The organism is Kastovskya adunca, assembly GCF_059505785.1.
Map to the genome: position 1 here is coordinate 14,720 of NZ_JCACLG010000059.1, position 20,434 is coordinate 35,153.

The 20,434-nt window shown below is 47.5% G+C and carries 19 protein-coding genes, 1 tRNA gene and 1 riboswitch; of the genes, 7 read left to right on the plus strand and 13 right to left on the minus strand.

What is annotated here, in order from left to right; translation table 11 throughout:
* The first annotated feature begins 29 nt into the window (after positions 1-29).
* Complete coding sequence (locus AC5JR3_RS22305) at positions 30-1,418, plus strand: UDP-glucose dehydrogenase family protein (RefSeq protein WP_495848755.1); 1,389 nt, start codon at positions 30-32, stop codon at positions 1,416-1,418.
* 347 nt (positions 1,419-1,765) lie between these two features.
* Here AC5JR3_RS22305 and cobW read toward each other — a convergent pair whose 3' ends face one another.
* The 4 genes from cobW to AC5JR3_RS22325 form a co-directional block, all read right to left on the minus strand.
* Positions 1,766-2,818, minus strand: a complete 1,053-nt coding sequence (gene cobW / locus AC5JR3_RS22310; protein ID WP_495848756.1) for a cobalamin biosynthesis protein CobW — start codon at positions 2,816-2,818, stop codon at positions 1,766-1,768.
* Between the two features lie 36 nt (positions 2,819-2,854).
* Complete coding sequence (locus AC5JR3_RS22315) at positions 2,855-3,232, minus strand: DUF1636 domain-containing protein (RefSeq protein ID WP_495848757.1); 378 nt, start codon at positions 3,230-3,232, stop codon at positions 2,855-2,857.
* Between the two features lie 36 nt (positions 3,233-3,268).
* Positions 3,269-3,414, minus strand: a riboswitch (cobalamin riboswitch).
* A gap of 215 nt (positions 3,415-3,629) precedes the next feature.
* On the minus strand, positions 3,630-4,151 hold the full coding sequence (locus tag AC5JR3_RS22320; protein WP_495848758.1) for a GNAT family N-acetyltransferase: 522 nt from the start codon (positions 4,149-4,151) through the stop codon (positions 3,630-3,632).
* A gap of 333 nt (positions 4,152-4,484) precedes the next feature.
* Positions 4,485-5,474: a metal ABC transporter substrate-binding protein gene (locus tag AC5JR3_RS22325; protein WP_495848759.1), complete on the minus strand. Its 990-nt coding sequence runs from the start codon at positions 5,472-5,474 to the stop codon at positions 4,485-4,487.
* A 185-nt stretch (positions 5,475-5,659) separates the two neighbouring features.
* Between AC5JR3_RS22325 and AC5JR3_RS22330 the strand changes: the two genes are divergently transcribed.
* Positions 5,660-6,406 (plus strand): metal ABC transporter ATP-binding protein, encoded by a 747-nt coding sequence (locus tag AC5JR3_RS22330; RefSeq protein ID WP_495848851.1) that lies wholly within the window; start codon positions 5,660-5,662, stop codon positions 6,404-6,406.
* A 51-nt stretch (positions 6,407-6,457) separates the two neighbouring features.
* A complete protein-coding gene (locus AC5JR3_RS22335) occupies positions 6,458-7,366 on the plus strand; it encodes a metal ABC transporter permease (RefSeq protein WP_495848760.1) in 909 nt (302 codons plus the stop codon).
* Between the two features lie 701 nt (positions 7,367-8,067).
* Here the strand turns inward: AC5JR3_RS22335 and AC5JR3_RS22340 are convergent.
* From AC5JR3_RS22340 to AC5JR3_RS22370, 7 genes are all read right to left on the minus strand, one after another.
* Positions 8,068-8,331, minus strand: a complete 264-nt coding sequence (locus AC5JR3_RS22340; RefSeq protein WP_495848761.1) for a type II toxin-antitoxin system RelE family toxin — start codon at positions 8,329-8,331, stop codon at positions 8,068-8,070.
* Entirely contained in the window at positions 8,328-8,546 is a 219-nt protein-coding gene (locus AC5JR3_RS22345) for a hypothetical protein (protein ID WP_495848852.1), read from the minus strand. The genes AC5JR3_RS22340 and AC5JR3_RS22345 overlap by 4 nt, the downstream gene beginning before the upstream one ends.
* 357 nt (positions 8,547-8,903) lie before the next feature.
* A complete protein-coding gene (locus tag AC5JR3_RS22350) occupies positions 8,904-9,410 on the minus strand; it encodes a hypothetical protein (RefSeq protein WP_495848762.1) in 507 nt (168 codons plus the stop codon).
* Positions 9,411-9,597: 187 nt separating this feature from the next.
* Complete coding sequence (gltX, locus tag AC5JR3_RS22355) at positions 9,598-11,046, minus strand: glutamate--tRNA ligase (protein WP_495848763.1); 1,449 nt, start codon at positions 11,044-11,046, stop codon at positions 9,598-9,600.
* Positions 11,047-11,138: 92 nt separating this feature from the next.
* Positions 11,139-11,212, minus strand: a tRNA-Asp gene (locus AC5JR3_RS22360).
* A gap of 231 nt (positions 11,213-11,443) precedes the next feature.
* A complete protein-coding gene (locus tag AC5JR3_RS22365) occupies positions 11,444-11,695 on the minus strand; it encodes a hypothetical protein (RefSeq protein WP_495848764.1) in 252 nt (83 codons plus the stop codon).
* Between the two features lie 180 nt (positions 11,696-11,875).
* On the minus strand, positions 11,876-13,408 hold the full coding sequence (locus AC5JR3_RS22370; protein WP_495848765.1) for a TM0106 family RecB-like putative nuclease: 1,533 nt from the start codon (positions 13,406-13,408) through the stop codon (positions 11,876-11,878).
* 198 nt (positions 13,409-13,606) lie between these two features.
* Here AC5JR3_RS22370 and AC5JR3_RS22375 point away from each other — a divergent pair, with 198 nt between their 5' ends.
* Entirely contained in the window at positions 13,607-16,027 is a 2,421-nt protein-coding gene (locus tag AC5JR3_RS22375) for a response regulator (RefSeq protein ID WP_495848766.1), read from the plus strand.
* A gap of 102 nt (positions 16,028-16,129) precedes the next feature.
* Positions 16,130-17,161 carry a diguanylate cyclase gene (locus AC5JR3_RS22380; protein ID WP_495848767.1) on the plus strand — a complete coding sequence of 344 codons (1,032 nt, stop codon included), beginning with the start codon at positions 16,130-16,132 and terminating at the stop codon, positions 17,159-17,161.
* A gap of 146 nt (positions 17,162-17,307) precedes the next feature.
* Here the strand turns inward: AC5JR3_RS22380 and AC5JR3_RS22385 are convergent, their stop codons facing one another.
* Both AC5JR3_RS22385 and AC5JR3_RS22390 read right to left on the minus strand, forming a co-directional pair.
* Positions 17,308-18,087, minus strand: a complete 780-nt coding sequence (locus AC5JR3_RS22385; RefSeq protein ID WP_495848768.1) for a class I SAM-dependent methyltransferase — start codon at positions 18,085-18,087, stop codon at positions 17,308-17,310.
* Positions 18,088-18,323: 236 nt separating this feature from the next.
* Positions 18,324-18,815, minus strand: a complete 492-nt coding sequence (locus AC5JR3_RS22390; protein ID WP_495848769.1) for an ureidoglycolate lyase — start codon at positions 18,813-18,815, stop codon at positions 18,324-18,326.
* A 124-nt stretch (positions 18,816-18,939) separates the two neighbouring features.
* Here AC5JR3_RS22390 and modA point away from each other — a divergent pair, with 124 nt between their 5' ends.
* Complete coding sequence (modA, locus tag AC5JR3_RS22395; RefSeq protein ID WP_495848770.1) at positions 18,940-19,764, plus strand: molybdate ABC transporter substrate-binding protein; 825 nt, start codon at positions 18,940-18,942, stop codon at positions 19,762-19,764.
* Complete coding sequence (gene modB / locus AC5JR3_RS22400) at positions 19,761-20,432, plus strand: molybdate ABC transporter permease subunit (protein WP_495848771.1); 672 nt, start codon at positions 19,761-19,763, stop codon at positions 20,430-20,432. The genes modA and modB overlap by 4 nt, the downstream gene beginning before the upstream one ends.
* Positions 20,433-20,434 lie beyond the last annotated feature (2 nt).

The window sequence follows — 20,434 nt, forward strand, 5'->3', positions numbered from 1 at the left end:
TTCCAAATTCTATTCTTGAGGACTTCCCCATGCGCGTTTGTGTCATCGGTACTGGATATGTTGGTTTGGTTACTGGCGTTTGCCTGGCTCATATCGGACATCATGTTATCTGCGTTGATAACAACGAAGAGAAAGTCAAATTGATGAAGTCTGGACAGTCGCCCATCTACGAGCCGGGACTATCAGAGCTGATGCAGGCTTCTACCCAAGCAGGGCGTCTGGAATTTACCGCTGATTTGGCAGCCGGTGTTGAGCATGGCGAAATTCTCTTCATTGCTGTAGGGACACCACCTATGCCGACAGGCGAAAGTGACACCCGTTACGTCGAAGCTGTCGCCCGTGGCATTGGTAACCATCTCAACGGCGGCTTCAAAGTGATTGTCAACAAATCCACCGTACCTATTGGTTCTGGTGACTGGGTACGGATGATTGTCTTAGATGGCGTTGCCGAACGTCAGAAGGCGTTAGTCGGTGCGGGAGGCGTTAGCGACGATGTCATCACCCAAGTCGCCGCTGATTTTGAAGTAGTCAGTAACCCAGAGTTCTTACGGGAAGGTTCCGCTGTATACGATACCTTCAATCCTGACCGCATCGTTTTGGGGAGCAACAGCCCGAAAGCGATCGCGATGATGAAAGAACTCTATACCCCGATTGTCGAACGCCAACATGCCGAAGACAAAGCCGCCGCACCCGTTCCTGTAGTCGTCACTGACATCAGCTCAGCCGAGATGGTGAAATACGCTGCCAATGCCTTCCTCGCCACCAAAATTAGCTTTATTAACGAAGTCGCTAACATTTGCGATCGCGTTGGTGCTGATGTTACCCAGGTTGCCAAAGGTATTGGTCTAGATTCCAGAATTGGTAGTAAATTTCTGCAAGCCGGGATTGGCTGGGGCGGCTCCTGCTTCCCTAAAGATGTCTCTGCCTTGGTTCACACCGCCGATGACTACGGCTACGACGCCACCCTCCTCAAAGCGGCGGTCAGCGTCAACCATCGTCAGCGCTTAATGGCCGTTGAAAAACTCCAGCAAGAACTGAAAATCCTCAAAGGCAAAACCGTCGGCTTACTCGGCTTAACCTTCAAGCCTGACACCGATGATATGCGTGACGCCCCCGCCCTCAACTTGATCGAACAGTTGAACCGCTTGGGTGCAAAAGTCAAAGCGTACGACCCCATTGTTTCCCAAACCGGAATGCGTCATGGCTTAACGGGCGTGCTGGTAGAAACCGATCCAGAACGCTTGGCAGATTGCTGCGACGCTTTGGTAGTCGTAACCGACTGGCAGCAATTCCTGAAGCTAGATTTCCCCAAGATGGCATCGCTGATGAACAACCCTGTGATCATCGACGGTCGTAACTTCCTCGATCGCGAAATCGTAGAACGGGCAGGATTCCGCTACGTTGGGATTGGACGTTAAGGTTGCGGCTATTAGTCCTTAATCCTTAGCCATCAGTCATTAAAACAGGAGATCCCCCCAACCCCCCTTTTTAAGGGGGGCTTTTTTTTATGAGTAGGCTGGCAAATCTCTCCATACTCCTCTTCTCTCCTCCGCGTCCTCTGTGCCTCTGCGGTTTATTAAAGCTAAACCAATTTAGGTTGATGCGATGTCGGAACCCCACCCCTAACCCATAGTGGTGTGCACACCACCAAGAGAATTAAGCGCAATGTATTTGGTGAGAATTGGTATAACGACTGAAATCTCGCCTCAACCAGGCTTATTCCGCCTGCGCGGACTCAACAAAGAATGGACTAGCCGCAAGCGACTCAGCCAACCAGAACTTCGCCCCGGATTGCTTGCTCGATTTGCACCCGATCCAAAGCGCGACCAATGACCACCAACTTTGTCTGACGGGGTTCCGTCCCTTGCCAGGGGCGATCGTAGAAGGAATCAAACCGCTTCCCAACGCCTTGCAGCACCAAACGCATCGACTTGTTCGGCACGGCAACAAAACCCTTAATCCGGTAAATTTCCTGCTGTTCCACTAAAGCCGAAAGTCGCTTCACTAGTGCTTGTGGTTCAAAGGCTTGATCGAGGGTTACATGAATCGAGTTCACCTGATCATCATGCTCGTGGTCTTCTTCCGTGTCGTGGTGGCTAGGACGGCTATCTAGGTTATCCTCTACCGCTGCATTGAAGCCTAGCAGTAACTCTGGGCTAACTTCACCGCTACGGCAAGGCACCACCTTTACTCCCGAAGGAAGTTGTTGCTGTAACCACTGCTGTACCTTATGGCGGGTTTCTTCATCCACCAAATCAACCTTAGTCAGCAGCACCAAATCCGCACAAGCCAATTGGTCTTCAAACAACTCCTCAATCGGCGTTTCATGCTCTAAGTTGGGGTCAGCTTGCCGTTGGGTGTTGAGAGCATCTAAATCAGAGGCTAGAGTCCCGGCTGCGACTGCCTCACAATCAACTACCGTAATCACACCATCCACCGTTGCGCCTGTACGAACCTCTGGCCAACGGAAGGCTTGTACCAACGGTTTTGGTAAGGCTAGACCGGAAGTTTCGATCACGATACAATCGAGGCGAGTGCGCCGCTTGAGTAATTCTTGCATCGTCGGCAAAAACTCTTCCTGTACGGTGCAGCACAGGCAACCATTCGTCAATTCCACAATATTGCTGATGGAGTCTTCGTCGTCGTCACAAACCTGGCAAGAACGCAGCAGTTCGCCATCAATGCCAACTTCGCCAAACTCATTCACCAGCACGGCAATACGTCGCCCTTGATTGTTTTGCAGCAACTGGCGCACCAGCGTTGTTTTACCTGCTCCCAAAAAGCCAGTAACAACCGTAACGGGAATCTTTGTACCCACAATTCACTCCTTAATTGAAAGCTTTTTAGTCTTTGCTCAAGTAAGCGGCGGAACCTTCGCTAAAAGGCTACGTTTCAGCGGTTCTGGTCGTTCTGACCAAGGCAACAATCCATCTGACTTGGCAGAGTACTGACTAGCACATTGCAGCACGGCGGCTGAGGTGACAGGTAATGCTTCGTCATTAACGGGTAAGTCGCCAAACACATAAGTGTACTTTCCAGGGGCAGCGAAGGAAACCACACAGGCATGGCTGCAAGCACTCATGCACTCGACAGGGCGAATCGAGAAGTTGTCACCTTGCTGGAGGTGCTGAAGTTGTTCTAAAAGTTTTTGCCCGCCGCTAACACCGATAGGTTTGCCGTCCTTCCAGGTGCTAGCACAGGTGGTGCAGACAAATAAAGTTGTTTGGGTCATAACGATTCTTCATCTGTACCTCGCAGATGGATATCAAAGTAACTCTTAACGTCGGCGGGCATTCTGACTAAGAAACCTTAGTGGTTTCATTACAGTTGCGGGACAGCGTCGGATTTGCACCGAACTTTCCCCATTACTTCTAACGGCTGCTCTCCATCAGAACCGACTAGTTTCCTCAATGTATCACGGTTATTGCGATCGCATCTATTATCCAACCTTATCTCTACTCACGACCTAGTTAACTGAAAAAAGTCTTTCCCCCTCACCCTAAATCCCTCTCAAGAGAACCCGAAAGGGACGCATGAGAAACCTTGAATGGCTCTAGCTCCCTTTCTCCGGTTAAAGGGTTAAAGCTCTGTCAGTCAAGCAGACTCACGACACAACCGTAACGACATCGCTACTGGAATCCTGAGGGCTTTTCTTTTTCTATCCGATAAACATCCATGCTTACTCCCTGAAATACGGTCTTTTTTTCGTACTTCATTCCGATTTTCTTCAAAACTTTAACTGAAGCTATATTCTCCCGCTCCACAACTCCTAAAATATAGGCAATTTCAAGTTTATTTAATCCATATTCTAAAGCCGCTGAAGCCGCTTCCGTTGCCAAACCTCTTCCCCAGTATTTTTCATCTAATCGATATCCAAGTTCTTTTTCCTCTTGGTCATCAATAATTTCTACTGCTATGCCGCAGTAGCCTATCAAATCCTTACTTTCTTTAAGAACAACAGCCCATTTTCCGAAACCGTACCTGGAATAGGAACTAATAAAACTCTCGACTTTTGCTTGCGTTTGCGAGACTGAGAGCCTACCGATTGTAGAGAATTTCATCACTTGTGGATTAGCAAGTAGTGGAGCTAGCTGCTGAAAATCCTCTCGTATAAATTCTCTAAGAATAAGTCGCGATGTCTTTATTTGCATTTTATAGTTCTATCATTGAATAATTAGTTAGCTAGATCCATATTTGATTGTCAAAATAAAATTGTAATCGTCATAAAAACTTAAATATTTAAAAAAATCTCTACATTTTTCTTTCCTTTGCGCTCTAGCCTTCGGCAAGCCGCTGTCGCGTTTATGCGTCTTTATGGTTCATTAAAAACATCAAAATCAATCGTAATAAATTGATCAACTTGATATTAGCCAAGGTAGCTTTATAAGCGCAATCTGACTCATTCCTCATCCCCTAACCCCTTCTCCCAAGCTTGGGAGAAAGGGGACAACAGCCTTTTTTCCCCTTTCCCACATAAACAGCACTTAACGCACTAGCAAAGAAGCTTCCTGCTGCTCAAAAGCCGTGTAGTTGCCTCCCAAGGCTTCTACTATCGTGCGGGTATTAGCAACTATCATCTTGATGTAGCTATCTCCCTCGCCCCCTGGTGCGCCAATCGAGTCTGAGTAGAGTTCTTGTGATGCTAACTGCACCCCCGCTTCCTCTGCGACAGTTCGAATTAATGCCGGGTTGATCGTTGTTTCCGCAAAAATCGCTGGAACTTTGGCCGCTTTGACAGCATCCGACAATCTACTCACCGTTCGGGCGCTGGGTTGCTCCTCGGTGCTGATACCAATCAGAGTTCCCGTTACATCTAAACCGTAGGCGCGGGCGTAGTATTGAAAAGCATCGTGGGTAGTGACAAGTCTTCGCTGATTGGCGGGAATGGTTTGAATCTGCTGAGTAACCCACTGATCTACTCGCTGCAATTCCTCAGTAAGCTGGGCAGCATTTTCTGTGAATGTCTCTTTGTCTTCTGGGGAAAGCTCGATTAAGCGATCGCGAATTGCATTCACCATGGCGATCGCGTTTTCAGCACTTCCCCAAACATGGGGGTCGGGTTCTCTTCTGCCTTCGTAGTCAAAATCTAGCGGTTGCACCACTTCCCCCACGGCGAATTTCTTGGCATTAACTCCAGAAGAATCAATCAGCCTAATCAACCCTGGCTCTAGGTTATAACCGTTGTAGAGAATCAAATCAGCTTCTTCTAGTACCTGACTATCAATAGGCACTGGTTCGTAGGTGTGAGGGTCTGCTCCTGGTTCCAGGATGCCTGTTAGCGCAATTTCGTTTCCGCCCACTTGCTCAGTTAAGTCGGTAATTATAGTGCTGGTGGATACAACACGGGGCTTCTGCTCCCCTGTTGAGTTGGTGGGAGTGTTGCAGCCGCCCAGCCCCAGTCCTAAGCCAACAAGCGTTGATATTAATATCAGCCATTGCTGTTTTATACCGCACGACTGAGTCCTTACTTTCATACAATTGATATATTAATTTTCATAGTTGTCTCATTTTTATCCTATACTATTACTATTTTCATATTTGTTTCATTTTTTGATTAAATCGATATTCATATTTATCTCATTTTTTGCCCAGGGAATGTTTCACAACAGAAGTAAACTCGCAACAGAACATTACTAAGGAAGACTATTGCATGGACTGCATGAGCAACGGTAAGAGAGTTTTGAGCGTTAAGCACCTGGGGGTGCAGTACCGCTTGGTAGAGGCATTGAACAATATCAACTGTGAGATTCAACCCGGACGACTTACAGGAATCATCGGGCCTAATGGTGCTGGCAAAAGTACCTTAATGAAAGCCATGTTGGGATTAGTATCCCCAACGAGCGGTACGGCAATATATAAAGATAAGCCCCTGATGGAGCAGTTGGAAGACGTGGCTTACGTACCGCAGCGATCGCAAATTGACTGGACTTACCCAGCAACCGTGTGGGATGTCGTCCTGATCGGACGAGTGCGGAAAACAGGGTGGTTTCGCCGCTTTTCGACGGTATCCCGGCGTTTAGCAGCCGAGGCGCTGGAGCGGGTGGGGATGAGCGAATTTCGAGACCGCCCCATCGGACAGCTTTCCGGCGGACAGCAGCAGCGCGTCTTTTTGGCACGAGCATTGTCGGAAGATGCAGAGATTTTCTTTTTTGATGAACCGCTAGCAGGAATTGACAAGAAAACTGAGGGTGTTATTTTCAATATCCTCCACGAACTTGCCGATGCGTGCAAAACCGTACTCGTCGTTCACCACGACTTGGGACAAGCGATTACTAACTTTGACGACTTGATTTTGCTGAATCGGGAGCTAATTGCCACAGGGGGGCGCGAACAGGTACTAAAGGCTGATAACATACAACGTGCCTACGGTGGTCAAGTTGTGTTTTTTAACGAGCAGGCAGCGTAGAAGGGTGGAAGTGGTCACTAACCGTCAACCCTGCAATTTGAAGGACACACTATGTTAGAAGCGTTAGTAGAACCGCTGCAATATAGCTTTATGCAGCGATCGCTGCTCACCGCCGTTTTAGTCGGTATCGTTTGCGCCTCCGTTGGCAGCTACTTAATGGTGCAACGGCTGGCATTGTTGGGAGATGCGATCAGTCACTCAGTTTTACCTGGATTAGCTCTGGCATACATTGTAGGAGCCGACATCTTTTTGGGGGCGTTTATTGCCGGAGTCATTAGTACGATCGTCATTACCTGGATTCGGACGCGATCGCAAATTAAAGAAGACGCGGCGATGGGGATCGTCTTTTCCGCCTTCTTTGCCCTCGGCATCACCTTAATTACCGTCGTTCAGAAAGACAACAAAATTGACCTCAATCACTTTCTCTTCGGCAATATCCTTGCTGTCACTAGTGGTGATGTGATTAATACAGCAGTAATTACAGCGATCGTTCTTGCCATTGTCGTGCTGCTGTACAAGGAATTAATGTTCTACACCTTCGATCCCGTTGGGGCGCAAGCCGCAGGATTACCGACGAATCTCCTTGACTTTGGCTTGATGATTTTGATAGCCCTGACGATTGTCGCCAGCCTCAAAGCCGTTGGTGTTATTTTGGTGCTGGCGATGCTGATTACTCCCGGAGCCACCGCCTACTTATTAGTCAGTCGTTTGCACCAGATGATGATTTTAGGTTCGGTAATTGGCGTAGTTGCTAGCATCAGCGGTATGTATCTGAGCTACTTCTTCAATCTCCCTTCTGGCCCCGCGATTGTTTTAGTTACCTTTAGCTTTTTCATGCTGGCGTTTCTCTTCAGTCCCAGCCAGGGAATTTTGACTCATCCGCGTTCTCAAGCGTCAAGTCAGTCCAAGATTTGGCGAGAGATTAAAAGCCTGATTCCATTGTTCAAGCAAACGCGATAACGTTGGCGATCGCCGTTCGGTTTATTGAGGTCAAGGAACGGTCTGCTGTAGGTGAGGTGGCGTTAACGACTAATGAGTAGAAGACGGCGGAGCGGTTGAAGCAGGACGACTAGTTGTATGTAGTGTTCAACCGTGCTTCTACGCCAGAAGTGCATCCGATTCAAGACTCAGTAAAGTTAGGATGGAAGCCATTAGTGAAGATCGAGCCTGATCACGTTTCGGCTCAGAAAATATTAGAAGTAGAGCAATAGCGGGTATCTTATATGCAATTATAGACACAAAAACGCTACTACACGCCAGAAGAATATTTAGCTGAAGGTAAATGGTTACTGAGTGAGCAGGAATCTGAAGAAGCGGTTCTTGAACTAAGTTCTGTCGAGTTTCAAATTCCTTTAAAAGACATTTACGAGAAAGTCAATTTTGCGGATAGTGAGGAGTAGACCAATATTTGGCGAGAAATAAAAGTCTGAGCAGGCGTGCAAAGTTGTTGAGGACTCTCAAACTATTTTAGTGATGGAGATATTTGCCTCACTAAGTTTGAACTAAATGCGATCGCTCTTCAAACAACCTAGCGGCTACGTCCCCAAAGATAACTTAGCAAGCTAACGGTTGCGTTCAGCGGCGGTAAGTAGTCTTGAACTCAGCACCAAGACATCTACTCCATTCACTGCAACGCACTGGTTAGGCTGCTGGCGCTACAACTAAGAGAGTAACCTGTCATATTCTGCATGGGAACCGACCCAAAACCAGATGACTGTATCTCCCTCTAGCTGTCCAACTGCTCGATAACTTCTGCTGATACGAGCAGAGTAAATTGGCAATTCTGGATGTACTTTTTTGAAGCGCAGACTAGGATGATTAGGGTTTTGCTTGAACTGACGATATGCTTTGCGTGTTTGCTCTTGAACTTGCTCAGGTAGTTCCGCAAATGCCTTACGGAACTGAGCAGTTGTGCGTGACTTCACAAGGTCTCTGGATTTAATTCTTGGGTTTTACCTGCACGATATTCAGCCATTGCTTCGGCTGCAAGCTTAGCAAGAACATCTTGCGATTTCGCAAAGGTTGCATCCCATCGAGCTTCATCTTCAAGTTCTTCCAAAATCATTGCCGCGATCGCATCTTGTTCGCTAGCAGGTAAGGTCTTGAGCTTCGCAATTGCTCTTTCTAGTAAATCAGTCATCGTTCTGTACTCACAGAAGAAAGATAACATCTCCTCAAGAATCGCAATCATCTTGAATTAACCGCCCCTGAAATGACGGAAAGTACGGTTGAGATATTCCCAGTTTATCTAAGTGTCTTCATAATGAAGTAACTGCTGAGTGCCATCTTGTCCGATGCCTTAGAACGATTCCGGCAAGGCGGAGCTACGGCAAAGTTCCGCCTATCTGCCCAAGCCAACTCAGTAAAACGCTCGTATTATGCGAAACCAAATTTGAGTGCTAAGTTCTGAGCGTTGAGACACAGCAAACGCGGAGAATTTTTTACTCTCCGCGTCTTCAAAAATGTCCCTGCCTCTTCGCAAAATAGGGATTAAAAATTACCGCCGGAAGGGGCCAGGATTGAGTAGTTGTACTTCGCTAAGGCGAATGACGTAGGGATGGTACTGGTTCTTTTCATAAGACCCAATCCAGATCCCGTAGGTGCCTGCAAGCCATTGACCTGCAGCACCAGGGTTTTTGCCCTGTAAGTCGTCGTTACACCAACTTCCTCCTGGCCCTTTAATCAAAATGGTGGTGTCTTCTGGGCTTTCTACTTGCAGGCTGAGAAAGTTGAAAAAAGAGGTCAGCACTAAGGTATGGTCAGGCTGTTCATCGACAAAACCGACACAAGGGCCTGTGGGAGTTTCGGCGCGACCAGCAATGGATCTTACTGGAACAGAACCGCCACTAATTCCGCGAATGACTAAGGGGTCTGGGGAAAACCTTGGCCCGATCCTGACGTTTTCAAAGATGGGTGGGGATTGAACGGGCTGGGCTTGAGCGGCAGATCCGACTGCTAACGCCCCAGCAACCAGTGCCGAGGCGTGAGCGGTGCATAGGGTCAAGCTAAGTACGCTTGCCCGCTTGGATCTCCCACCAAATTTTGTTCCTTGCTTCGCCACTGGCTTATGCATTTAACGGCTATTATCGGCGCGTAGATTATGGAATATTATGCGCTGTCGCTACCATTTTTGACGATAAAGCCGTAAAGTTTGTTCCTGAATGGTGAATTTAGGACGCAGCAGCTTTGTTTTATTTGATTTGGTTTAGTGCTTGCTGTAAGCGCAGGCGATCGCGTCCTTGGAGATGGAGGATGACCCAGGACTGAATCAAATCAGGCCCGTTGACATCACCCGTTAAAGCGGCTCGGAGCGATCGCATTATTAAACCTTTTTTCACATTCTGCGCTTTTGTTACCTGCTTGACGAGCTGCTGCGCGTCATCAGCACTCAGTTGTTCGTAATCGCCCAACTGATCATAAAACGCTTGCAATACCGCTGGCGCTCCTTCCACTGCGATGCGTTCCCTTGCTTCGTCGGTAAAGTCCACCAAGTCGGTAAAGAACATTTTGCTCATATCGACCGCATCGGGCAGGCGCGTCAGGCTCTCTCGCAGCACGTCTGTCAATAGTTCTAACCAAACGCGATCGCTCGCTGGGTCAAATTCATATCCCGCTTCCTGCCACAAGGGAATCAGTTGTTCTAGCAGTTCCGGTACGGGTTTGGCGTGGAGATATTGACCGTTGAGCCAATCGAGCTTCGCCCAGTCAAACTTTGCCCCCGCCTTATTCACGCGCTCAAAACCAAATTGTTTTGCGGCTTCATCTAGGGTAAAGATTTCCTGCGTCGAATCCGGTGGCGACCATCCCAGCAAGGTCATGTAGTTGACCATCGCCTCCGAGGTATAGCCCAACTGCTGAAACTCAGAAATAGAAGTCACCCCATCACGTTTGGAGAGCTTGCGCCCTTCTGTGTTGAGAATCAACGGGGTGTGGGCAAATTCTGGCACTGTTGCGCCCATTGCTTCGTAGAGCAAAATTTGTTTAGCCGTATTCGCAATGTGGTCTTCGCCCCGGATGACATGGCTAATCTGCATATCAATGTCATCAACCACCACTGCTAGGTTATACAACGGTTGACCGATGGCATTATCCTCTGAAGCTCTGGCGATGACCATATCGCCACCCAGATCACTTCCTTTCCAGGTCATTTTGCCCCGTACTAAATCATTCCAGACAATTTCCCGATCGTCGTCAATTTTGAAGCGAATCACAGGTCTGCGCCCTTCGGCTTCAAAGGCGGCGCGTTGTTCTGGGGTGAGGTTGCGGTGGCGGTTGTCATAGCGCGGAGCCTGTTTCCGGGCTTTTTGAGCAGCCCGCATTTCGTCAAGTTCCGCTTCTGTGGAGTAGCAGAGGTAAGCCAAACCGTTATCTAAGAGAGTTTGAGTCGCTCTTTCATAAAGCTCTAAGCGCTTGGACTGGAAGATTGGCCCTTCGTCCCAATCCAAACCTAACCAACTGAGTCCGTCGAGGATGTTCTGGGTATATTCCGGACGCGATCGCGTCAAGTCGGTATCTTCAATTCTGAGGATAAATTTGCCGCCGTGGTGACGGGCAAATAGCCAGTTAAAGACAGCAGTTCTTGCCGTACCAATATGTAAATTGCCCGTGGGACTAGGGGCAATGCGGACTCTCACAGTCACAAAAGACCTCTCTATTGTCGCTTCAAAGTACAGAAGAAGGACAACAGCAGCAATTGATTATTCCTGCGTTTATCCTTCTTTCTTTAATCTTACGGGACTGACGGGGCTCGAACCCGCAACTTCCGCCGTGACAGGGCGGTGCTCTAACCAATTGAACTACAGTCCCAATTTTTGCGCCGATTTCTATTATTCACTCATCTACTAGATTTTGTCAACTCCTTTTTTGAAAATTCTCACAATCCCCTAGGAGCGGGGTCAAGCATGAAGGGAGTCGGGAAGGAAGGATGAAATGTGAAGGATAAAGTATGAAGGGTTAGAGGTTAAGGGCTATCACTTCTCCCCTGCTCCCTAACCCCTACTCAGCAATGCCCAACTTTTTCGTGTCTGCGACACCAACTTAATCTACTCTGCGGTTATTGCAGGTTTGGGGAACAGCTTCAACGGGAATGAAGCTGTGCAAACGCTTCATCCTCAAAACAGCAACTAATATTAAAACTTGAATGAACCACGGAGCCATGGTAAATGCCCAAATTGAGCAAATAATTACCGTACCAAAAGCAAGCAGACGAGAAATTTCATGAGAGGCACGTAGAAGCACTCCGACGCCACAAAGCGCACTTGCCAGTAAAACTAGAAAAATCGGGAGCATAACGGAATTACCTAATTACAGTTCAGCTCTCTTGCGGCAAAAGTTGTGTTGAATAAGTAGATTAAAATCTTGATACTGTTAACGTAACACTTACTTAGTAGTGCTAGTTGTAGTCCTAATTACTAACGCTATTGACTACAAAAATCTTTACAAAACTTTATAGTTAACGAAAAATTGTATTCAGTTGCAGTTTGTAGCAGCCGCTTGTAGAAATTCGCAGAGCCAAGTTTTCAATCGATAGGTAGCGCGGCAATCATCTTCGTTGTAGCGTAAAATCGCCTCTAGCAGAGTGCGATCGCCCGTCCTTAGCCACTGGTCATACCACCAGACGCATTGCGCCCCCGAAGCCCCCGCATCTCGCCATTCAAAGCCCAGCCAGTGAGCCAAATGTTTCAGGGAATAGCTTTCTACAGGAAACGTCACCGTCCCCATCACGCACTGATGCACATCGACAAAGCGAGATAGCAGAGATTTCACTGACGAGCGTGGAGTCTCGTAAAGCTTAGCTAGCCGCTTTACCGTATCCACTTCGTAGTCAGAATAGTGAAATATCGGCGCATCGGGGTAACGCGCCACTAACTCTAAAAATTGCTGCCAGATGGCGGCTTCTTCAAAGGGTTGTTCTGCCAAAAAGGGATAGAACCTTTCCCGTTCAGCCTCCCGTTCGACCACCAGCACGCCCAGCAGATAATCGAGATGACGTTCCGGTTCTGCCTCAATATCAAAATAAAGCTCCACAAGCGCAGAAGGGATAGTTAGCGCACCACTAGTTGGAGAATCCGTCTTCAAAATCGCTCGATTTTGCACCACCGCCTGGGCTTGTCGAATCAGTTGAGTTGTCAGTTCCCCATCGAAGACGGTTTCTAGTTGTGCTGGACTCGCATTGGCGAGGGACTCCGGCGTCGTGAGGTTTAGCATCTGCAAATCCTGGTAACGGCTGGGGGTCACTCCCGGTAAGAGGGATAGGTGCTGCTGGGCTTGAGCTTGGGCATAACAGTCGCTGTACCAATGACAAAGACTACAGCGATGTCGAGAAATAAACACCTCTGGGGCTGGTGACGCCAGCAGGGTTTCGATGCAATTTTTCAGTACCGTTTGCATCTGCGGTACCCATCGTTCTAGCTTCACGGAATAGGAATCTTGATTCCGCAAAATTAATTGGGCTGTTTCTGACCAAACACCCTGGGTTGCTGCTAGCAGTTGGGCTTGCAACGCCGCCACAATTTGATACTCAGGCTTGGGACGCCGACCGAGTTTGATGGTGGTGGGGACGTATATCCAATCGCCAAAGTCAGATTTTCCAGGATGTTTGGTAAGTAAATCGGGGTAGGCGACAAGTGTCACCGCAATGGGAGAACCGGAAGTGACTAGGGGCAAATCATTGCCGTGATTGTAGGAGAGGGAATTGAAGCTTGGGACTGCCAAATCGTCAGACAACGACAGCATCAGAACACCTTTTGTGATCTGTTCAACGCCTTGCTGCATTAACTCCAGCGTCGCGTTTGCCCCAGCTTGCCAATCCCGTGAGGGGTAGTAGGGGCGTTGTACCGTCGTCAGTGCCAGGATGGATTGTCGATGAGCAAGGCTGTCTTGGCGCAACTTCAGGAGAAAATCCTGATCGCGGTCTTTACTATTCGGGTCGTTGTAGATATCTAAAAACGCTCGACGCGGACAGCGTTTGTAATGCAGCAACAAGTCTTCAGTAATTAGCATATTTTAACGCTAGCGGATTTTCTGGGTTTTAAGGGTAGGGGAAAACCAACGTTTTTTACCGTAAGGCTGCGGATGACAGAGCTATTGCCTTAAAAGTAGACTTTCACGATATGTAGTTAATGGTTGCAAAAACTTTTACAAATTACGGCGCGCCTTCAAAGAAAGTTAAGCAAATTTTTCACCCTTATTGTTGTGCGTATGGGCACCGACAGCATTTCCCAATCTCAAACTCGTTGTCTAACTAGGCTGTCTCTGATTGCCCTTGGTGCCCTGGCATTTTTATCCGTTGCCAGTTACATTTGGTGGCAATGGACACTCGCTCTCCGACCGTTCTCCATCCCCCCTAACCCCGCCGAGTGGGGGGAACAAGAAACAGCGATCGCTACTTCATCCTCCACACTTCATACTTCATCCTTCCCACTTCATCCTTCATCCTCCACACTTCATACTTCATCCTTCCCACTTCATCCTTCATCCTGGGGATTCATCTTACTTTTTCTCACCTTACTCTTGCTTTTGTGCTTAGGGCTTTTTGTTGTTTTGCTGGGGCAAAGTAAGATTGGCGCTGATGCAGAAATGCAGCGCGTTACAACAGAACTGCGGCAGAAGAATGCTCAACTGGATCTTGCCTTTCAGGAAGTACAGTCAGCAACGAGCCTCAAGTCGGAATTCTTGGCAAACATGAGCCATGAAATTCGCACTCCAATGAATGCGGTGATTGGGATGACTGGGTTGTTGCTGGATACCTCCCTGACTGAGGAACAACGGGATTTTGTCGAAACAATTCGTCGCAGTGGGGATGCCCTTTTAACAATCATTAATGACATTCTAGATTTTTCTAAAATAGAGGCGGGCAAGCTAGAGCTGGAGCGATCGCCTTTTGATTTGCGCGACTGCATTGAGGAGTCCCTCGATCTGATCGTGACAAAAGCAACTAGCAAGGGGCTAGATGTTGCTTATCTCATGGATGACGACATCCCTAATACTCTGATTGGCGATGTCACGCGCTTGCGTCAGATTCTTGTCAATCTCCTGAGTAATGCCGTGAAGTTTACTCAAAAGGGGGAAGTGGTTATTTCTGTTACCTCTCGCCCTCTCAGTAGCGATCGCCGGGAGGCAGACTTCCACGTTATCCGGTTTGCTGTCAAAGATACAGGGATTGGCATTCCGCCAAACCGGATGGATATCATTTTTGAGTCTTTTGCTCAAGTTGATGCCACAACCACCCGACAATATGGCGGAACAGGGTTGGGGTTAGCGATCAGTATGCGTTTGAGCGAACTGATGGGAGGAAGAATTTGGGTGGAAAGTGAGGTGGGGGAAGGGTCTACCTTTTACTTTTCCATTGTGGCGGCGGCGGCTCCTAGTCAACCCCGCATCTACCTGCATGGAAGCCAACCGCAATTGCAAGGCAAACGCCTACTGATTGTGGATGACAATGCTACAAATCGCCAGATTTTGCGCTTACAAGCTCAGAAATGGGGGATGATTCCTCAGGAGGCAGCGACGGGTACGGAGGCGCTCAAGTGCCTTGTGCAGAGTACCGGGGCAGATTCTCGTCAGGACAATCGCTTTGATGTAGTGATTCTGGATATGCAAATGCTAGAAATGGAGGGTCTTACCCTGGCGGCAGAAATTCGCCAGCACCTAGACCAAAACGCCCTACCTTTGGTGATGTTGACTTCGGTGGGGGTGCGAGAGACTAGAAGCGATCGCCTGGGCTTTACTGCCAGGTTAAATAAACCGATTAAAGGCTCCCAGCTTTATGAGGTGTTGCTGAGGGTCTTTACTTCCCAATCTCAAAGAGCAAATCGGCGTTTGATTCCAGTACCCGTTAAATCCCTACAAATTAATTCCCACTTGGCAACACAACTCCCGCTCAAAATCTTACTGGTTGAAGACAATGCCGTGAACCAAAAAGTGGCACTGAGGATGCTGCAAGGAATGGGCTACCGAGGAGATGTGGCTGGCAATGGGATAGAAGCCTTGGAAGCCTTGCAGCGCCAAAACTACGATGTCATCCTAATGGATCTGCAAATGCCGGAAATGGATGGGATAGAGACAAGCCAGTGCATTCGGGCGCGTCCGGGACAGCAGCCCCGGATTATTGCGATGACGGCGGATGCGATGGAGGGGGTGCGCGAGGAATGCCTAGCGGCGGGGATGGATGACTACATTACAAAGCCTGTGAAGATAGAAGAATTGCAAGAGGCGTTGCAACGATGGGGAAGCCTGTCATTGCCAACCGCACCCGAAAGCCAAAGCCCCACTGAAGCCGTTCTGAATTGGGAGTATCTCCAGCAAATTTCTGGCGGCGATCGCATTTTTGCCAAAGAACTCCTGGATTTGTTTGTCAGCGATGCCCGATGTCATTTAGCGGCTGCCAAGATCGCGGCGACGGCTGGCAATCCGGAAGCCCTGGGAAAGGAAGCTCATCAACTGCGGGGAGCGAGTGCCAATGTCGGGGCGGTAGTGATGCATACCCTCGCTACCCAGTTGGAAGAAACAGCCCATCAGGGATGTTGGGAAAGCGCTACGGCTTTGCTAACCCAACTACAGGCGGCATTTGATGCCGTGACTCACGAGTATTACCATAACGAGAATTGCCCCTGCGGATAACCTCCTCCCTCAACCCTCACATCGGCTTTTAACAATCTTTGATTTCTTGAAGAACTTTTTGCCACAAGGCTACAGATTTCTGGCTTTCATCTCTTCCTTACCATGAACAACGTTAAATATGAACAACCTACACCTGTGACCCCCTCTCAACCCTCACGAATTTTAGTTATTGATGATGACCCGTTAATTTTGAAGCTGATTTCCCACTATCTTCGGGAGGCGGCTTATCAGGTGGAAACTGTCACCTGTGGAGAAACGGGGTTGTCTGTCATTCAGGAATCGCCGCCGGATTTGATTATCTGTGATTGGTCGATGCCGGGAATTTCGGGAATTGACTTGTGTCAGCAAATCAAGTCAGATCCGCAATTGCCATTTATTTACTTTATTTTGCTGACAGTACGCCGCGAGATTTTTGACCGAGTGACGGGGTTAGATATCGGAGCGGATGATTTTATTTGCAAGCCTGTTGCCCCAGAAGAGTTGCGGGCACGTATTCGGGTCGGTTTGCGGCTGCGAAAAGTGACGCGATCGCTTATTGAAGTCAACCAGCAACTCCGTTATCAAAACCAACTCCTAGAATCCCTCACCCTCACCGATTCCCTCACAGGTGTTCTCAATCGCCGCGCTCTAGACACCACCTTGCCGGGACTCTTACAACAAATTGGGGCACGCTCTGAAGGCAAACGCTACCGCTACTTGAACGTTTGGCTCATCGATGTTGACCATTTCAAAAAAGTTAACGACACCTACGGTCACTTGATTGGGGATGAAGTGCTGCGAATTGTTGCTCAACGCTTACAATCCCATTGCCTCCCCGGAAGTTCCCTGTATCGCTACGGCGGCGAAGAGTTTATCTGCGTTACTCTAGGCATCAATCCCTTACAAGCCTTGGTGTATGGAGAACAGTTGCGACTCGCCATTGAACTTGACCCCATCTGCCTCATAGCTGGAGAAAAACTCCCAATAACCGTAAGTTTAGGAGGAGTGGTGTCCAACGAAGATGAGCCGCTAAACGAGCAAGCACTGCTAAAAAGCGCTGACGAGGCACTCTATCAAGCTAAGGAAAGAGGACGCAATCAAACGGTTTTATCCGGATTAGACCCCTATTCTAGGATGAACATCTCTCCATCCTAGGTGTAGAATTTGCTGGACATTGCGAGACTTCTGTAAGTTCACTCACAGTCAAGCGTTTGATGCCGTATTTTTAAATGCCCAGTTTTTCTAAAAGCTGTTGAAATTTTTCAGGGTATTAAAAGTAAATAAGCTTATCGGTGTGGGTGTTAGGTTTCACTATAGCGATCGGCTGCTAAATCTTTCTTAGCAATAATTAAGAAATTTTGGCATATAAATGAAAACATCAAAGACAGAATCATATCGATAGAATTATAAATATCAGAAAGTAGAGGCGAATTTTTAAAACCTTCTGGGATTAATTTGGTGCCAAATATATTTCTTGGCAGTATTCCATATCGCTTAATTTCTATAATTTTAAACCTTGTGCTGACTAGCATATCAATTATATCTTTCCTTTTGTATTTATATGGATGTACATACTGACTTGGCTTTATTTTTTTGACTACATACTCAATCCAGGAATAATAGTTTGGCAAGTGATAACAAATAAATATTCCATTATCTTTTAGTAGTCGATTTATCTCACAGAGACTTTTAATCTCATTTCCTCCTGTTTCCCTGACATGCTCTAAAACTCCAACAGATACTACAGCGTCAAAAGTTAATGATTCATAGGGAAGGATGATTGGATCTTTAGTAGATCCAAATGTTGCTTCATAACAATCATCATTTTGAAGTTCAGGAATATTAGTGGATTCAAAACAATAGGCTTTTACAGTTTTCTGCATTCTTCTCAAAAATAAAGAATAATGCCCATTCCCACTTCCCCAATCCAAAATGTTTTGAGCTGTTTTGAGGTATTTCCTACTCTTTTGGAAGAGCAGAGTATATTGAGAGCCTGAAACATATGAGCTGTAGGTTGATAGCTCCTGCCTTCCGTTCTTGTATTTATTAAATAGCTCATCAATAAACTCTTTTTCAACCATTTTGTTAATCCTTTTTAAAGTTTACTCAAACTACAGTATATGCTGTAGTCAAATATAGCATTCACAGGTTATTTTTGAGGGTTTAAAAAGAATTTGTATACTTAACTCAGCAGGTCAACCTAAATAAATAGATTTGAAAAAAGGCGAAAAATGCTAGCTAAAATAAGATCTAGTACTGGACAAAAAAGAAATTACCTGAGCTACCAAGACCGCTATAAATTCCAGTAACTGAATGATTAGACAATCTCAAACTGCATCTGCTGGCTTTCAAGAAAGTTGTGAGTGAAATGATCGACAACATTTGTATCACTCAATTCAAGATTATAAAAATCAATAAACTCTTCTTCAAAATAAGGCCCAGCGTGCCAAGTGCCAGCCTCTAACTTAATAAAACAATTTCCTGGAATTTTAAAGGCAGCCATTCCTGCTAGTACAGGTTGTTCAGAATCACTCTTTAGAGCTACAGCAATGAACCACTCTTTTCCTTCTAGGGAACCTAAACATTGAGTGCAGTGAAGGTGGCGGGTGATTTTGTGAAACTTACGACCTTTTTTAGGCAGACGCATGATATAAAACCGAGGAGTGCCATTTTGCAAGCTTAATTGAGCATCATTCGCATCGTAAGCTTTGCCATCTTCAGAGGCAAAAATTACTTGTCCATAGGGTTGAAAGTTTTCAGGTGTAATCTCCTGGGCTTTTAATTGTTTCACTATAATTGACTGACTCATTGCTATTCTTGCTTGCTGCTCTTTTAGTTATTAATTTACGTCGAAATCAGGGATTTGAACCAAGGAGCGATCGCCTCTGGTATTATTCCACTCAATCCGGTTTTACTCGCCATTCAAACCAAGTATGAGAAAAAGACGCATTCTTAGCTTAATGGCTGGGATACTGGTGACATTTTTGGTGGTAGTTGGCTGTAACCAGATAGAAACAAAAAATCAGCAGCAAGCCACTTTACCCGTAAAAGCTCAACCCGTGACGCTGACTGTTGCGGCGGCGGCTGACCTCAACTACGTATTTCAGGAGATTGGGGCATTATGGGAGCAAGAAACGGGAAACAAAATTCAGTTTAACTTTGGCTCCACAGGTCAACTGACTGAACAGATTCAGCAGGGCGCACCCATCGATTTGTTCGCGGCGGCTAATCGGTCGTTTATTGAACGCCTAGAAAAAGAAGACGCGGTCATCCCCGACAGTAAAAAACTGTACGGGCGCGGGCGCATTACGATGTGGATGCCAAAGGACAGCCCCCTAGACTTGAAAGACATTCAGGACTTGACTAAACCGGAAGTCAAGCAAGTGGCGATCGCCAATCCCGCTCATGCTCCCTACGGTATCGCGGCGCGTGAAGCCTTGCAATCAGCAGGCATCTGGGAGCAAATCCAACCGAAGCTGATTTTCGGGGAGAACGTGCGTCAAACCAATCAGTATGCTGTCACTGGCAACGTGGATGTGTCAATTACTGCCTTGTCTTTGAGCGTTATTGGTTCGGGACGCTGGGTGCTAATCCCCGAATCACTGCACCAGCCCCTTGACCAAGTGCTAGCCGTGATCAAAAATACTCCCCATGAGGAGCAAGCCCGACATTTTGCGGAGTTTATCAATGGTGAGCAAGGCAGACCCCTGATGCGGAAATACGGCTTTATCCTACCTGGGGAAAAAGCAACTCAATGATTTGGTCGCCATTTATTCTCACCCTGCAAGTGACGGTAGTTGCTTCGGTGCTGATTGGGGTGGTGGGTTTAGGGTTATCGATCCTGTTGGCGCGGAGTCGCTTCCCCGGTCAACTAGTTGTGGAAACGCTGCTGAATTTGCCTCTGGTACTGCCTCCTAGTGTCGTGGGATACTATCTATTGCTGTTTTTGGGTCGAGATGGCCCCGTGGTGCAGTGGCTGGGGATACGGCTGCTGTTTACCTGGGAAGCCGCCGCGATCGCTTCCTTCGTGGTCGGTTTACCGCTGATGGTAGAAACGGCGAGATCAGCGATCGCCCAAGTAGATCCGGAACTGGAGTCGGCAGCGCGTACCCTCGGCTCCTCAGAACTCGAAGTCTTGTGGCGAATCACCCTACCCTTGGCACAACAGGGAATTCTCGCCGGACTTTTGTTGGGGGTAGCTAGAGCGCTAGGGGAATTTGGGGCAACGTTAATGATTGCAGGCAATATACCCGGACGCACGCAAACCTTACCCCTAGCCATCTATGATGCCGTGCAAAATAGTCAGTATGGCTTGGCTAACCTGATGGTATTGGTGATGACCATTTTGTGCTTTTTCCTCCTCTTCTGGGTGCGTCGCCTCCAGCGCCAGGATTGGCGTTCAAAGCAGTACACCAAAATCACCTAGGT